General features: G+C 31.9%; 16 protein-coding genes. 7 read left to right on the forward strand and 9 right to left on the reverse strand.

The annotated features are described in order from the left end of the window. Positions 1 to 17: 17 nt before the first annotated feature. From ACSSV5_RS07455 to miaA, 7 genes are all read left to right on the forward strand, one after another. Positions 18 to 677, forward strand: coding sequence for a YggS family pyridoxal phosphate-dependent enzyme (locus ACSSV5_RS07455; protein WP_454245390.1), 660 nt, complete (start codon positions 18 to 20; stop codon positions 675 to 677). 356 nt (positions 678 to 1,033) lie between these two features. Further along, the gene (locus ACSSV5_RS07460; protein WP_454245391.1) at positions 1,034 to 1,276 is read left to right on the forward strand and encodes a hypothetical protein; all 243 of its coding nucleotides are present in this window, start codon (positions 1,034 to 1,036) and stop codon (positions 1,274 to 1,276) included. Then, entirely contained in the window at positions 1,267 to 1,584 is a 318-nt protein-coding gene (locus ACSSV5_RS07465; RefSeq protein ID WP_211066534.1) for a type II toxin-antitoxin system RelE/ParE family toxin, read from the forward strand. The genes ACSSV5_RS07460 and ACSSV5_RS07465 overlap by 10 nt, the downstream gene beginning before the upstream one ends. A gap of 218 nt (positions 1,585 to 1,802) precedes the next feature. Then, the gene (locus tag ACSSV5_RS07470) at positions 1,803 to 3,155 is read left to right on the forward strand and encodes an exonuclease domain-containing protein (RefSeq protein WP_454245402.1); all 1,353 of its coding nucleotides are present in this window, start codon (positions 1,803 to 1,805) and stop codon (positions 3,153 to 3,155) included. Then, positions 3,152 to 4,891 carry a TrkH family potassium uptake protein gene (locus ACSSV5_RS07475; protein WP_454245392.1) on the forward strand — a complete coding sequence of 580 codons (1,740 nt, stop codon included), beginning with the start codon at positions 3,152 to 3,154 and terminating at the stop codon, positions 4,889 to 4,891. Before ACSSV5_RS07470 ends, ACSSV5_RS07475 begins: the two co-directional genes overlap by 4 nt. Positions 4,892 to 4,908: 17 nt before the next feature. Next, positions 4,909 to 5,598, forward strand: a complete 690-nt coding sequence (locus tag ACSSV5_RS07480; protein WP_454245393.1) for a potassium channel family protein — start codon at positions 4,909 to 4,911, stop codon at positions 5,596 to 5,598. A 3-nt stretch (positions 5,599 to 5,601) separates the two neighbouring features. Then, a complete protein-coding gene (gene miaA, locus ACSSV5_RS07485) occupies positions 5,602 to 6,525 on the forward strand; it encodes a tRNA (adenosine(37)-N6)-dimethylallyltransferase MiaA (protein ID WP_454245394.1) in 924 nt (307 codons plus the stop codon). 35 nt (positions 6,526 to 6,560) lie between these two features. Here the strand turns inward: miaA and ACSSV5_RS07490 are convergent, their stop codons facing one another. The 9 genes from ACSSV5_RS07490 to ACSSV5_RS07530 form a co-directional block, all read right to left on the reverse strand. Next, positions 6,561 to 6,968: a protein-export chaperone SecB gene (locus ACSSV5_RS07490; protein ID WP_211066537.1), complete on the reverse strand. Its 408-nt coding sequence runs from the start codon at positions 6,966 to 6,968 to the stop codon at positions 6,561 to 6,563. 1 nt (position 6,969) lies between these two features. Continuing rightward, complete coding sequence (locus ACSSV5_RS07495; protein ID WP_454245395.1) at positions 6,970 to 7,191, reverse strand: hypothetical protein; 222 nt, start codon at positions 7,189 to 7,191, stop codon at positions 6,970 to 6,972. Further along, entirely contained in the window at positions 7,178 to 7,753 is a 576-nt protein-coding gene (locus ACSSV5_RS07500) for a hypothetical protein (RefSeq protein ID WP_211066539.1), read from the reverse strand. The genes ACSSV5_RS07495 and ACSSV5_RS07500 overlap by 14 nt, the downstream gene beginning before the upstream one ends. A gap of 254 nt (positions 7,754 to 8,007) precedes the next feature. Beyond that, positions 8,008 to 8,730, reverse strand: coding sequence for a response regulator transcription factor (locus ACSSV5_RS07505; RefSeq protein ID WP_454245396.1), 723 nt, complete (start codon positions 8,728 to 8,730; stop codon positions 8,008 to 8,010). A 3-nt stretch (positions 8,731 to 8,733) separates the two neighbouring features. Further along, complete coding sequence (locus tag ACSSV5_RS07510) at positions 8,734 to 10,299, reverse strand: sensor histidine kinase (RefSeq protein ID WP_454245397.1); 1,566 nt, start codon at positions 10,297 to 10,299, stop codon at positions 8,734 to 8,736. A 121-nt stretch (positions 10,300 to 10,420) separates the two neighbouring features. Beyond that, positions 10,421 to 11,017, reverse strand: a complete 597-nt coding sequence (gene coaE / locus ACSSV5_RS07515; protein ID WP_454245398.1) for a dephospho-CoA kinase — start codon at positions 11,015 to 11,017, stop codon at positions 10,421 to 10,423. After that, complete coding sequence (locus tag ACSSV5_RS07520) at positions 11,014 to 11,964, reverse strand: CdaR family protein (RefSeq protein ID WP_211066542.1); 951 nt, start codon at positions 11,962 to 11,964, stop codon at positions 11,014 to 11,016. Before ACSSV5_RS07520 ends, coaE begins: the two co-directional genes overlap by 4 nt. After that, on the reverse strand, positions 11,961 to 12,971 hold the full coding sequence (locus tag ACSSV5_RS07525) for a glycosyltransferase (RefSeq protein WP_454245399.1): 1,011 nt from the start codon (positions 12,969 to 12,971) through the stop codon (positions 11,961 to 11,963). Before ACSSV5_RS07525 ends, ACSSV5_RS07520 begins: the two co-directional genes overlap by 4 nt. Positions 12,972 to 13,050: 79 nt before the next feature. Then, positions 13,051 to 15,549, reverse strand: a 2,499-nt coding sequence (locus ACSSV5_RS07530) for a fibronectin type III domain-containing protein (protein WP_454245400.1), incomplete at its 5' end; no start/stop codon positions are given.

A 15,549-nucleotide genomic window follows, 5' to 3' on the forward strand; every position in this document is an offset into this window, starting at 1 on the left:
AAAAAGTTGAAAGGAATATGATAGCAGAGAATCTTAGAAAAATAAAATCAAAACTTAAGCCTGAAATCACTTTAGTAGCGGTTTCAAAAACCAAACCTAATGAAGATATTTTAGAAGCTTACAATATAGGTCATAGGGATTTTGGCGAAAACAAAATCCAAGATATGACTGACAAATATGAAGCACTTCCTAAAGATATTCGTTGGCATATGATTGGTCACGTGCAACGTAATAAAGTGAAATATATGGCTAAATACGTGCATTTAATCCACGCCGTAGAGAGTTTAAAGTTGCTTAAAGAAATCAATAAACGTGCAAAAAATGAAGATCGACAAATTCAGTGTTTACTCCAATTAAAAATAGCTGAAGAAGACTCAAAATTTGGATTAGACAAAAGAGATTTGCTCGACATATTAAAAAGTGATGCCCTTAAAAGTTTTGAACACGTCAAAATTGTTGGCTTGATGGGCATGGCAACTTTTACTGATGATGAGCAACAAATCCATCGTGAATTTTCGCAGCTTGAAAATTTATATTTTGACTTAAAAGACCAATATCACTTTACTACCCTATCAATGGGAATGAGTGGAGATTATGAATTGGCACTTGAGCACCGCACAAATATGGTCAGGATTGGAAGTAAGATTTTTGGGAAGAGAGATTATGATAATTGGTAAAATCAATATCATAGAGTTGTTTAACCTTTTAACGTATAAAATATTTCTATAGAGTTAAAGTGAAATTGAAATATATTGAATACGTTGTGGCGTAATAATTGATAATATTTTATAAATTTGAATAAATCAAAATTATGGTTATTACAATTAAATCAGGCGAAGAAGAAAAAAATATAATTTTAAACTTCCTGATTCAATAATTGTTGCTTCGACTATTTATCTTAATTGCTCTTTTGTATCGGCTGATAAGAAATTATTGAAGACAAATGAAGTTTCAGGTGTTGTATTTGATTTTTAAATTTTGTCTTATAAAACATAAAATTGATTAATTTGTATATTTAATAAAAATCATAGAAATGGACATCCAAACAAGAAAAATAGAATTTGTTCAAGAATTTCTAAAAGTTGAAAGTGAAGACATTATTAAACGCTTAGAAAGTATTCTGCACAAAGAAAACGAAAATTCTGATAAAGAAGAATTTCATCCTATGAGTATTGACGAGCTTAATAGGCGGATTGACAGATCATTGGAAGATTCTAAAAATGGAAGATTGATTAAAGCAAGTGACTTAAAAGCTAAAATGGAGAAATGGCGTTAGAAGTTTATTGGACCGAGTTTTCTGAAAGAGAACTTGAAAATATATTTAATTATTACAAAAACAAAGTAAATTTAAATGTTGCTAAAACAATAACAGATGGTATTTACAATGAAGCTCTCAAGCTTGAGCATCAACCCGAAATGGGACAAATTGAAGAACTACTAAGCAAAAGAAATCAAGACTTTAGATATTTGATTTACAAAAACTATAAAATAATTTACTGGATTAATTATTCTAAAGGTAAAGTTGAAATAAATGATGTTTTTGACACCAGACAAAATCCAACTAAAATAGAGCGAAATAGGTGATTTTAAGTTTCAAAGTGGTTGATTACACTTTCATTATAAAGCCTAATATCGATAGTCCCGACAAAATTCGAAATTCTTCGTTTTACTCGGAAAAATCAGCCAATTTTACGGTTTTACATAATTTAATTATTTACCCCTGCGGGTTTATTCCCTTTTTTCACTTTAGCTTTGCCAAAAATATTTTTAACACCTTAAACAAGTATTAGATTTACGCTGTAATAGACATAGAATCCACAGGAGGTAAATACAACGAAGAAGGTATTACCGAAATTGCTATCTATAAATTTGATGGGCATGAGGTTGTTGATAAATTTTGTAGCCTTATTAATCCTGAAAGGAAAATCCAAGCCTTTGTAGTCAAACTCACGGGCATCAATCAAGAAATGTTGCGGTTTGCACCAAAATTTCATGAAGTTGCTAAGCGTATTGTAGAAATCACTGAAGATTGTATCATCGTGGCACATAATGCCAAGTTTGATTATCGCATTTTACGCACTGAATTTAAACGTTTGGGTTACGACTATCAAAGACAATCGCTGTGCACGGTAGAACTGTCTAAAAAACTCATTCCCAATATGCCATCATACAGTTTGGGCAAGCTCACTAAATCGCTTGGTATTCCCATAGCTGGAAGACATCGTGCAGAAGGCGATGCTCAAGCCACAGTAAAATTACTCAAACTTTTACTAAACAAAGACCGAGACAAAAGCACTTTAAAAAACTATATTCGCCTCAAACCTAAAACACAAGTTGATACCAAGCTACTCAATTTTCTTGACACACTTCCACAAGAAACCGGTGTTTATTTTTTTTACGATAAAGATAAAAAACCTCTCTATGTTGGGAAAAGCAAAAACATTAGAAAGCGAGTTAGTCAACACTTTACAAAAGACAATCCAAAATCAAAGTCTATTCAAAGATTGACCGACGATGTGCAGTTTGATATTACTGGCAATGAGCTGATTGCACTTCTCAAAGAAAACGAATACATCAAAACACTCCAACCAGAATTTAACCGTGCATTGACAAAAACACAATTCACTTATGGCGTTTATGTCAACAAAGACAGTGAAGGTTATCTAAATTTTAAAGCAAAACCCATTCATAACAAATCAAAAGCCTTAGTTACATTTTCAAACTTAGCTTCTGCAAAACGTTTTTTAGAACAACTTGTCAACTCTTACGAACTTTGTCTGAATAAAACAAGCTTGGGCAACCACCAAAAAAGTTGTTTTAACTATGGCATTAAAAATTGCTATGGTGCTTGTCTATGCAAAGAAAATGCTGATGATTACAATGCACGAGCAAAAGAAATCATAGATAGATATAGTTTTGAAAACAAAAATTTTTTATTAGTCACAAAAGGAAGAGAGTTAGGCGAAAAATCATTAGTTTATATTAAAAATGGCGATATTGTTGGTTTTGCTTATTTTAACTTAAATTTACAAATTCAAAATATTAAAATTTTAGAACGGATTTTAACACCAGTAAAACATCAACGCGATGCCAAGCATATTGTTCAAAGTTATATGAGAAAACATCCCAACAGACTTAAAATGATAGATTTATGAAGCTATCTTCAGCATTTAAAATTTTAAAAAAAATAAATATTGGATTAAGTGTCGTTGCAACCTTGCTAATTCTTTTTGATTTTGGTTTTAACCATACCAATTTTGAAAATCAGTTTTTGGTTAGTTTTTTTGTCATTACGATTTTTTTTAATGTAGTGGTATTAAATCTTGAGTATGTAATCAATCAAAAAAAATCTGTTTTTAAAGTTTTAATATTCGATATTATATTCATACTGTTTTCAATCTTTTTATTACTCGCTCAGTTTAAGGTTTTTAAAATTGCTTCTTTTGAGTCTCTTCATTGGTTAGAATTTTTAATTTTTGTGGGATTAGTTAGATATCTTTCTAACTTAAGTTTCAAATATTCTAAAACAAAACTTGATCCGTCTCAAATTTTTGTTGTCAGTTTTATTATAATCATTTTATTTGGCACTTTGGCTTTAATGTTGCCAAATGCAACCTATACTGACATCGGTTTTATTGATGCCTTATTTACTTCAACAAGTGCAGTTTGTGTTACGGGTTTAATCGTGGTTGATACCAGCACATTTTTTACACCATTTGGTCAAGGTATTATTATGGTTTTAATACAAATTGGCGGTTTGGGTATCTTGACCATAGCCAGTTATTTCAGCTTTTTTTTTAAAAGAGGTTCGTCTTATGAAAGCCAGTTGTTGCTCAGTGAAATCACCCAAAGCAATAAAGTTAATGCTGTTTTTGGCACATTAAAATATATCATTGGCATCACTTTTTTTGTAGAAGCTGTTTCTGGTATTTTTATCTTCTTTAATGTAGAAAGTTCAAGTTTTGATAATTTAGGTCAGCATATTTTCTTTTCAATGTTTCATTCTATTTCAGCTTTTTGTAATGCAGGTTTTTCAACACTCAGTAATAGTCTTTATCAAACTGGGTTCAGGTTTAATTATGGTTTGCAATTAGTAGTGGTCTTAACTTTTATATTTGGTGGTTTAGGCTTTCCTATAGTGGCTAATATAGTTTCTTATTTAAAAAATAAATTTTTAAGACTTTTTGATTTTAAAAATCAAATCAAACACAAACCTTGGTTAGTAAACATTAATAGTCGATTGAATTTGATTACCACTGGCATTATTACTTTAAGTGCATTTGTGTTTTTTATAGGTGTAGAATTTGATGGTGCTTTAGCTCACTTAGACTTTAAAGGTAAGTTAGTCAATGCTTTATTTACAGCAGCAACACCACGAACAGCTGGTTTTAACACTATAGATATGGCAGAATTGGCAGTGCCAAGTATTTTGTTTACTATTTTATTAATGTGGATTGGGGCATCGCCATCATCAACTGGTGGTGGAATAAAAACGTCAACAATTGCTGTAGCTGTCCTTAATGTGTTTAATCTTGCTCAAGGTAAAAATAAACTCGAAGTATTTAGACGAGAGATAAGTCAAGTTTCTATCAGTCGAGCCTTTGCTACAATAGTTTTATCTCTTCTTATCATTGGGCTAAGTATTTTATCGATATCTATATTTAATCCTAAACTCAATCTTTTGGACGTAGCTTTTGAATGTTTTTCAGCCTATAGTACCGTTGGTTTAAGTTTAGGCATCACATCAAGTCTTAGCACTTATAGTAAAATTATAATAATATTGACTATGTTTATAGGTCGGGTTAGTATGCTTACAATAATTGTGGCGATAGTGAAGAAAACTATGAAAAAGAATTATAATTATCCAAAAGAAGAAATTTTAATTACATAATCTGAAAAAAAATTGATATGAAATATATAATTGTCGGTCTTGGAAATTTTGGAGCATCTCTTGCTATGAAACTTACAGAAAATAAAAACGAAGTCATTGCCATAGATGATAGCCTTGAAAAAGTAGAGTTTTACAAAGAAAAAATAACACATACCATAAGAATGGACGCCACTGATGAAAACACAGTAAGTGGATTACCTATTCCAAACACAGATATTGTTGTTATTGCCATTGGTGAAGACCAAGGTGCTAATGTTATGGCGACGGCTTTATTTAAAAATTTAAACGCCAAACGCATCATAAGTCGATCTATCAATGTCCTTCACGAAAAAGTTTTAACTGCAATAGGCGTGGATGATATTGTGAGACCAGAGCAAGAGTCAGCAGAAAAATGGTCTAAAAAACTCTCGCTACAAAACATTGTTGACTCATTTGAATTAGGTGTCAATTTTTCAATAGTTGAAGCAAAAATTCCTGAAAAATATGCTGGACAATCTTTAAGAGAAATGCACTTGAGAAGAAAATTTAATATTTTAGTTTTAACGGTTATTGAAGCTGGAAACAAAAATGAGTCAGAATCTTTTCAACTCAACGAAAAGATTGAAGGTATAGCTGATCCCGATAGAGTTGTTAATAAAAATGACGTGTTGGTTCTTTTTGGTGCTAATAATGATCTTAAGGTTTTTTTAAAGCAAGAATTAAAATAGATTTTGACGTCTAAATCAAATACTTTGATATGCATTGTCGGTCCAACGGCTATCGGCAAAACTAGCATCAGCATCAGGCTTGCTAAAGCTTTCAATACAGAAATTATCTCATGCGATTCAAGGCAATTTTATAGAGAAATGAAAATTGGCACTGCTGTACCATCTGATGATGAATTAGCACAAGTCAAACATCATTTTATTCAACATCTATCTATTTTTGAAAACTACAGTGTTGGTAACTATGAAAAAGAAGCATTGAATAAAATAAATGAAATTTTTGAAACTAAAAATACACTTTGTTTAACTGGCGGAAGTGGTTTGTACCAAAAAGCCGTTTTAGAAGGTCTTGATGATTTTCCAGTCGTTGATAAATCCATTAGAGAAAAACTTAAAGCCACCTATAAAAATGAAGGCATCAAGCCCCTACAAGACCAATTAGAGCAACTTGACCCTGAATATTTTAAAACTGTAGATATTCAAAACCCACATCGATTGATACGGGCTTTAGAAATTTGTATTGGCACTTCAAAACCATTTTCTTTATTTATCAATACCAAGAAAACTTCAAATAGAAATTTTACACCTATAAAAATTGGTTTAACCGCAGATAGAGCCATTGTTTATGAGAGAATAGAACAACGCGTCGATAAAATGTTTGATAGCGGTTTGCTTAAAGAAGCCCAATCTCTTTATGAATACAGAAATTTAAACGCCTTACAAACAGTTGGCTACAAAGAATTATTTGACCACTTTGATGGCAAACTAAGCCTTGAAGAAGCTAAGTCTGAAATCAAAAAAAACACTCGCCGCTATGCCAAACGTCAACTGACTTGGTATAGAAAACAAAACGACATCAAGTGGTTTGAATATGATGCAAATATTGACAAAATTATAGGCTACATCAAAACTATTTTACCCGTCAAATAATAAATTTAACGGGTTATAGCAGTATGAAATTATTATCAGTGATTAGAATCAGTGGAATTATCTTCTTCCTTTTCTTTAGCGAACTGAACAAAGTTAATTGATGGTAAAATCACAGGATCATATCCAGACTGTAAAGTCATGTTAGAAACGTAAGCTCTTAAAAATGGAAAGGCTATTGCTGGTGCATTAATTTTCGGGAAATTTGAAAGCTTAAATTCTTCTGTGATATCTTCGTCAAGTTTAAACATAAACATAGCTTCAACCATTAAGTCAAAGGATTTATCTTTTATTTCAATTTCAAAACCAACACCGAAAGAATCATTAAATTTTTTAGAAAAAAAATGCTCAGTAGATAAGTCAAAAGAATTTTCCTCTCTATGTTTATCTTTTAAAGCTTCAAAGTTTACGTTAGTAACTTTCCAATTATCTAGTTGAATTTTCATATTAAGCTGCTAATAGTAAAGATTCCATATCATTAGCATCCAAGCTAGTGTCAGAATTTGAACAATAGAAGTTTTGTCCGACGTTCTTAAAAGATTGATTGTCGATTTCTATATCTACTTCTTCTTTAAAACCGTAACCGATTGCTTTAAAATATAATTCCTCTGGAGTTATATTTTCAAAGTATTGGTCTATTCGATTTTTAATTTCTTTATTCAGTTTCATCTTTTATATTACCTATTTCTATAATATTTGAACTAGTTATATTTTTTGTAGGTTCATATACTGTACATATAGTACAATTAGCAGTTCTTAAAGTAATATTTTTAATTCTTTCTTTTGCAAATTTAATATAAAAATTTCCTTTAACAACCTCTATTGGCAAAATCCCTTCATCTCTGGCAAGATTAATAAGCAAACCATCTATTGGTTTAAATCTTTTATTTAGTTTTCTTAGCTTCTTTTCAAAACATTCAGAGAGATAAGATAATATTTCAACACCTTCTTCTTTGGTTAAGTCCAAATAATCATCTTCTTCAACCTGTATTTCAGAATTAATAACACAATAGTTTTTATATTTATATGTTTTTTTATGCTTATCCCAAGCTTGGACAATTGACCATTTCTTTGCCTGTTCATCTGGCTTTGAGCTTATTCCATCTACAAAAAAATAAACACCATTACCCAACCATTCATCATCACCAATTGAAGATTCATAGTTTGAGCTAACTATTTTTTTTGCCGAACTTAAACTTGTTCCATGAAAACCATTAAAATGTAATAGCATTAATTGGTAATTTGAAACAAAAATAAAAAAACTATTGCCAAAAAAATATTTGTTAACGTGAGTTTTATTTATTGAAAGCTGTAAATCAGATGATTACATATTTTTGTAAGCAAATCTTGTCATTTCGAACGAAGAATGAGGAGAAATCTCATCCTACTGAGATGTCTCATCGCTCATGCTTCGCTCTATCGATATGACAAATGATTAAATATCTGTATTTTATTGGAATTTATATTGAACTCAGGTTTTGTTAGCTATGCTTTTTCATTGTCTTTTCCGTGAACAACCAATCTGAAACCTTCGCCATGGATATTTAAGATTTCTACGGTATCGTCTTTTTTGAGATACTTTCTCAATTTGGCGATGTAAACGTCCATACTTCTAGATGTAAAGTAGTTGTCGTCTCTCCAAATTTTGGTCAAGGCTAATTCTCTGGGCATCAAATCGTTTTCGTGTAAAGCTAAGAGTCTCAGCAATTCGTTTTCTTTTGGCGACAATTTGATGGGTTCTTCATCTTTATAAGTTAAAAAACGAAGTTTTGAATTGAGAAAAAAGTTACCAATTTGAAACTCAAATTGTTTAGAATCTGCGAGGCTATCAACAGATTTTCGCTGCATAATAGCTTTGATTTTCATCAATAAGACTTCGCTATCAAATGGTTTATTGAGATAGTCGTCTGCACCAACTTTATAGCCTTTTAAGACGTCTTCTTTCATGGATTTGGCCGTTAAGAAAATGATTGGGATATTTTCATTTTTCTCTCTGATTTCCTTAGCTAAGGTAAAACCATCTTTGTAAGGCATCATGACGTCAAGAATGCAAAGATCAAAATTGTCTTTTTTGAATTTTTCAAAACCTTCCATACCGTTTTTGGCATGAGTGACATCATAGTCGTTCATACTTAAATAATCTTTAAGCACAATTCCAAAATTTGGATCGTCTTCTACTAATAGAATTTTTTTGTTTTCAGTTTCCATATGTTATGATATTAGTGGTAATTTAATTATAAATGTACTTCCTTTTCCTTTTTCACTTTCAACAGTGATTTCACCGTGATGGTCATCAACAATTTGTTTAACGTAGGCTAAACCAAGTCCATGACCTTTCACGTTATGCACATCTCCTGTGTGTTCTCTATAAAATTTTTCAAAAATGCGTTTTTGAACCGAAGTTGACATACCGATACCTTGGTCTGCAATTTTCAGAACAATATAATTTTTTACATTTTCGGTATATATATCAATTTTTGGTTCGTTTGTTGAATATTTTATAGCATTGTCTAATATGTTTACTATCACATTAGTAAAGTGTGATTCATTAGCTAAAATTGAAGATTTTTTAGCTTCAAAATGTGTTTTTATATAACCTTCTTTATTTTTCACAATCAATTCAACATGGGTTATGGCTTGTTGTATTATGTCGTGAAGTTTCAATCTTTCTTTCGAAATATCAAGTTCATTCTTTTCGAGTTTAGAAATACGCAATACATTTTCGACTTGAGCATGCATGCGTTTGTTTTCATCTCTAATCATTTTGTGATATCGTTTCAGCATTTCAGGATGCTTGGATATTTTTGGGTTTTTTATAGAATCTAAAGCCAAATTGATGGTTGCAATTGGGGTTTTAAATTCGTGCGTCATATTATTGATAAAATCTGTTTTGATTTGAGATATTTTACGCTGTTTGATTAATTGAGAAATGGCTGCTGCAAAAGCTAATACTATAATTAATGTAAAAATAATTGAAACACCACCCATAAAAGCAATAGAAGAAAAGATTTGAGATTTTTTATCTGTAAAACTGACATATAGTTTGTAGTCTAAACTTTGCTCGTTGTAATCAAAAATAGGTATGCCATAAATAGCTTCGTGATTAAGGTCAAAATCTTCTGATTTTACTTTTGTTGGCAAGTCATCTTGATAAATACCAAATTCAAAATCTGAATCTATATTGCGTTTGCTTATTTCTGATTTTATAAGCGATTTAACTTCTTCATTATCTACGCGTTTGTGAATTGGTATTTTGTTAGCTTCGTTCTGTACGCCGTCTGTAATTTGAAGCCTTTCAAGGTCATTGAGGTTTTCTATTTTTTCATATCCTTGTTCTAAGCTGTGTTGCTGACCATCGACATGTTTGTTTCTTACAACTTTTGTGATTTTTTTATTAATGTATTTTTTAAATTCAATACTGTCTTTATCACCTATCAAAAAAGGAGAAGCCATTTTGTAATCTTCTCTCAAGATACTATTGGTATAGATAAAATAATCGGCTGAATAATTTTCTTCATCTATCTTAAAAAGCTCACTGACTTGCCTGTTGATTGGTCTTAATGTATCTGAAATGCTTAAAAATTTGTAGTAATAACTGTCTAATTCGTTTTTTTCGATTTTGTCTGCTACATTAATCAAGACTTCTTTGGCACTAATTGAAAATTGATTTGAGCTATTGACCACCGAATTTTTAATCCAATAGCCTTGAACCATAATTATACCAATAAGCGATAAGCTCATCAATATGACTATAAATTTGAAATATGAGTATTTCATTAAAACTTAAGCTTTTATAAAGCATTATAATTTAACAAAATTATCGTTTTAATGATGAGTTGTTAAGTTGTTTAACCTAATGTTAACATGAGAATATATTTATATTTTTTTAATATTTTTATTAGCATTTTTCTAATATATTAACATTTATTTTATGTATTTCTTTGTTTAAATTATTAATATCTATATTTTCTATAATATAGTCTGCTTTTTTTCTTTTCAGCCTATCATCCATTTGTTTATCCATTCTTTTTTTGACGTCATCCTCAGAAACATTATCTCTATCTTGGACTCGTTTGATGCGTAAATCTTTTGGTGCTGTGACCAAAACAATATAGTCAAAATTGTCTTCTTGGTGTAGTTCAAATATCAAAGCAGATTCATAAACCACATAAGCTGAGTTTTGGTAAGACAGCCACTTTTTAAAATCTTCTCTTACCGCTGGATGAACCAAATTATTAAGAATTTTGAGTTTTTCAGGGTTATTAAAAACAATATCAGATAAGTAAGTCTTGTTGAGTTTACCATCTTCATCATAAGTTTGATTTCCAAAATTTTGTTTGATACTGTTGATCAAATTTGGGTTGGTTTGCATTAAATATTTTGCTTTTATATCAGATATATAAGCTGGTACATCAAAATCTTTAAATATTTCAACAACTGTAGATTTGCCACTACCAATTCCGCCAGTGATGCCAACAACTATAGGTTTTTTCATGATTTTCGTTTAATGAGATAATCCACTTTATTGATATGTAATTTTGGTCCAATAATATTTTTGGGATATTTTTCGAGTTTAGGAATCATTATAGCGTCGTCTTCATATCGTTTTTTATAATCGCATATCACTTGAAAATCTGAGTTTGATATTTTATCAAAAGATTTTAAACTCACCAAAAACGACACTTTAGCTTGGCTTGGATAGGTTGTCAACTGCAAAGTATCAGGAATATTAATGGTCTCAATATCTACCATTAAAGTTTTTTCAGAAAATTTTTCAACGGGCAAATAATATTCAACTTGAGAGGTTGTTGCTTCGATATTTTCAGAAGGTATTTCTAAACTGATTTTGCTAGACAAAGTATCTTTAATATTTTTTAAAATCAACTTTTGAGTTTGAATATAGTTTATGTTTTTTAATTCATTTTTTGGTCCTGTTATGACCACAGAATCTGGTATAGGTTGAATGGATTGTAAAGTGTTGTATCCTGATTTAAAATTTAAATCAGCAATTATTCTAACTGGAACTTTTTTTGTTGCTTTTTTTCTAAATCCAAAAGCTAACTCATTGTCTTCAATAGAAATATTTTCGCTATCAAAAGGAAAGTTGTTAGTCATTTTATCAATGATTGAGTTTTTTGATATTTTTAATAGCGATGTTTCTTTATTAAAGTCTGCATAATTTATTGTTATAGTTTTTGATGATAAATTGTACTGCCATAACTTTAGCCCGCTTGCTTTTATATTTACTTTGATGGTTTTAGTTGTTGTGTCAACTACAAATTGTTTTGGAATTTGGTCAATTTCAACCATTAAATCGGTATTGTAATTGTAGGTTTTAACCAATTGTATGACAAACCATAATATGAATGTTAAGCTTAAAAAAACAGCGTAAGCCTTATAATTTTTAGCTGAAAATAGTTTTATAAGATTAGTTGTTTTCATGTTTTAGGCTTAAAAAATAATTTTGGATAGGTGTTTTCTGGAGGTTTTTTAAAAACAAATATTGATAAAGTGCTATTCAAATAACCCCAACCATAGCTAACAAACTGAATACAAGTTGCATAAATAGCATAAAAAGCAATTTTAAGGTTTTTATTTTGGATGAAAGCATCTATAAAAATTATTGAAAAATATAATAAATATAACAATACAAAAAAATAATAATCAAAAAATAATAGAACAATAGCCATCAAAAACCCCAAACTAAACAAAGTCGGAAAATAATACAAAATTTTATGACTTGATGGATGCCAAGTGTTGAGAATAGGACGAACAAGCCCAAATTTGTACATCTGCTTTGCATAATTTTTCCAATCAATACGTCTTTTATGATAGACAAAACAATCTGAAAATAGAGCTGTTTTAAAACCTAATTGTTGAAGACGAATAGACAAATCAGGGTCTTCACCAGGATGAATGTTTGAAAATCCTTTAGATTTTTGAAATGCTTGTTTAGACAAACCCATATTAAAACTTCGGGGTTGAAATTTTTTCTTTTGTGCCTCACGACCTCTTATGCCACCAGTTGTCCATAGTGAAGTCATAACATAGTTAATCGCTTTTTGAACAGGCGAAAAGCTTTGATTTGCTTTGTCAGGACCACCAAAACAGTGAGTAAATTGTGTTTTGAGGTGTTTTTTTAGATTAATGATGTAATCACTTGGCAATAATACATCACTATCTAATATAATAAAGTAATCAGCTTGAGCATGTTTCATTCCATAATTCCGAGAATCACCAGGACCTGAGTTTTTCTTAAAATAGTAAGATATAGCCAATTTATTTTTAAATAAACTTACAATATCTTTACAAAGCAAATCAGAGCCATCTTCAACAATAACAATTTCGCAGGTATCAATTCCTCTAACATTTACAAAAGACTCAAGCAGTTCTTTGATTTCTTGTGGTCTGTTGTAAACAGGTATAATAAACGAAAACTCAAATTTCATAGCTGTAAATATAGGCACAATAAAAAAATCCCAAAGCAAAATTGCTATGGGATTTTATCTGATTATTATTTAGAACGAACTATTTTTTGATAAATCTGAAGTTTTCAGATGAACCATCAATAGTAACATTCATAATATAAGTTCCAGCCTGTAAAGCTTCAACATTAAGCGAAGGAGAAACCGTATTAGGCGTTTCAGTCATCACTTGTTGACCAAGCATATTATAAACTACCACAGACTCAACTTGTCGAGTTGTTTGAAAGTTTAAAGTATTTTGTGTTGGATTTGGATAGAAACTAAAGTTCTGACTATCAAAAGTTTTAGTAGATAATGTTTCATTAACTTCTATTCCAAATGTTCCTGGTGTAGCTGTATTCCATCTATCAACCTGAATATAATAAGTATTTCCAGGAGTTAGACCAGTAAGGTCAAGAATCGAGTTATAATTAACGGTCGTACCAGCATCTTGATCACAACCTAATTCTGCACCAAGTGTAGTTAAATCAGCACAGTCTGTAGGAGCTTCATAAACGGCTATTTCTGTATCGACAAATGTGCCACCTGCAATATCCGTAGAAACTTCTACAGAACCAGATGCAGGAGCAATAAATGTAAACCATACTGATCTGTCAACTCCTCCAACAAAACAAGACCCAACAGGCTCATCAGTTTGTGCTGTTGCACCAACATTGGTGTAAGCATCGCCAGTAGAAGGTGTACCAATTGTTAAAGCAATAGCATCACATAAATTATCATTTGCAGGTGGTACAGGTAGAGTTGAAAAACTCTCCACAGCAGACCAAGCACTTTCATCACCTACACTACAAACGGCTCTAACATAGGCATCATAATCTGTACCTGAAGTTAAACCCGTTGGGTTGGCTGTTGTTACACCCGTACCGACACTTCCAGTTGGTGTGGTTGTGGCATCTGGTGTTGAACCATCTGTAATTAATACATATTCATAACCACCTGTTTCTGTTGAAGTTGTGGCTGTCCAGTCTAATTGAACTGAAGTTGTAGTGATATTTGATGCGGTTAAATCTGTTGGAGATGCACAACTTGGTGGAAGACCACATATTACATCGGCTTCCCAACCTGAATTTTGAGTAAATCCATCTGAAGTAAACACAAATGTCAAAGCTCCACTTGGGTGAGTTGATGTAAATGTTACACCATTTGCAGAAAAATCACCTGTACCATTCCATGCCCCATCTGGTAATGGACCGAAAGTATTTACGTATCCAGAATCAAATATTGGCTCAGTAGTGTCTGGGCCATCATAAATCATCAGCCCATCCCAATTGGCTTCTGTGTCAAAACTCAAAAAGGTTACACTGACGACGTCACCTGGGTTATTTGGTGAAATTACTATAGTCTCATTAGAGTTTGATAAATAATCTCCCGATAGACCTCCATTGTCAACAAAATTATCTCCACCACAAAAATCTGGTGTGGTTGAAAAACTCTCCACAGCAGACCAAGCACTTACATCACCTACACTACAAACGGCTCTGACATAAGCTTCATAATCTGTTACTGGTGTCAAGCCCGTTGGGTTGGCTGTTGTTACACCCGTACCGACACTTCCAGTTGGTGTGGTTGTGGCATCTGGTGTTGAACCGTCTGTAATTAATACATATTCATAACCACCTGTTTCTGTTGAAGTTGTGGCCGTCCAGTCTAATTGAACCGATGTTGCCGTTACATTTGAAGCGGTTAAACCTGTTGGAGCTGCACAACTTGGTGGTGTTCTTACTTCGAAATTATCAATATAAATATTATAATCTTCAGCATCATCTACAGTGCCTTCAGTTCCCCAAAATGCAAATTGAACACTTGTTCCTGTAATTGATGATAAGTCAACGGTAACCAATTCACCAGCATTTGAAGGTTCTGAACCTGCTGCCCATGTCTGAAGGTTGTTCCAAGTTGCTCCGTTATCATCAGAATACAACAATTGAACTTCATCATCACTTCCCATAGGAGAATCGTCAGTATTATTCCATACCGTAATTCCAATAGTAAAAGCAACTTCAAAACCGCCTGCAGATAAATCAAAGCTAGGTGATAATAACCAATCAGACTTAAATGTACTGTAAAGATTTATTCTCGCAGAACCACTTGAACCGTCATTTAAAAAACCATCTGAAGTCCAACTTCCAGAGCCTAAACCTGTTGGTCCTGTGGTGGGGTCGCCATCTGTGGCTTCATCCCAACAGTCAGGAACAAAATTTGTAAAGTCTTCTAAATAATCTGGTGTAAATACATCACAAGGTGTTGTAAAACTGGTAGAAAGTGACCAAGCACTTTCATCACCTACACTACAAACGGCTCTGACATAAGCTTCATAATCTGTTACTGGTGTCAAGCCCGTTGGGTTGGCTGTTGTTACACCCGTACCGACACTTCCTGTTGGTGTGGTTGTGGCATCTGGTGTTGAACCGTCTGTAATTAAGACATATTCATAACCACCTGTTTCTGTTGAAGTTGTGGCTGTCCAATCTAATTGTACTGAATTTGCAGTTACACTTGAAGCGGTTAAGCCAGTTGGTGCATTACAACTTGGTGGTGTTCT

Source organism: Psychroflexus sp. MBR-150, from assembly GCF_053628795.1.